General features: G+C 46.0%; 1 pseudogene. It reads right to left on the bottom strand.

The features are described 5' to 3' along the window. Positions 1–580 (bottom strand): annotated as a pseudogene (locus R8O10_RS26505) (ATP-dependent RNA helicase); the annotation flags it as partial.

Genomic DNA, 580 nt, shown 5'->3' with positions numbered 1-580 from the left:
CCCATCTAGGAAGTTCCCAGCGTTTAGGGTCACCTTTGCGATTTCCTTCTGTGTAGATGACATGAACCAACTTGCGAGACACAAAATATTCCACATCAAGCTTGAGCTCAGCTAACACGAGCTTCAGAGGGTACTGCTCTGTGAAGTCGTTGTATTCCCACTCGGGAATGCCTTCAAATGGAAGGTCATCGGCCTCGAACAACTCGATGTCATCAACACTTTCAACGCCGAGCGTTGCCAGTTGTTCAGTCAGCCAAGCAGAAAAACAAAGTTCATCAAGGACTTTCTTATCCACCAGTTCAGTATTCAGACCTAGGGAATTGTAGATTTTCCAGTGTTGAATTTGTTGTTTTCGCAATGGAGCAAAGCCTGGCAACAACATTTCTTGTTCGATCATGTCGGCAATAGATTGAATCGCCACTTCACCTTGTAACGCTTGATGCTCGGTGAATATTATCCGGCCAGCGTACACTAAGTGCATAGTTGCTAGCGGAGTCTCATCTTCGTATTGAGTATCACCTTGCTGCCACTCTCCCAGTTCGAGCGTTTTAATGAGTTCGAGCGAAATCGGCATCATGAC

This window comes from Vibrio sp. 1727 (assembly GCF_033344415.1).
In the GTDB taxonomy this organism is placed as follows: domain Bacteria; phylum Pseudomonadota; class Gammaproteobacteria; order Enterobacterales; family Vibrionaceae; genus Vibrio; species Vibrio alginolyticus.
Note: the sequence above shows the minus strand (reverse complement) of the source record. Positions and strands in the feature narration are given on the sequence as shown.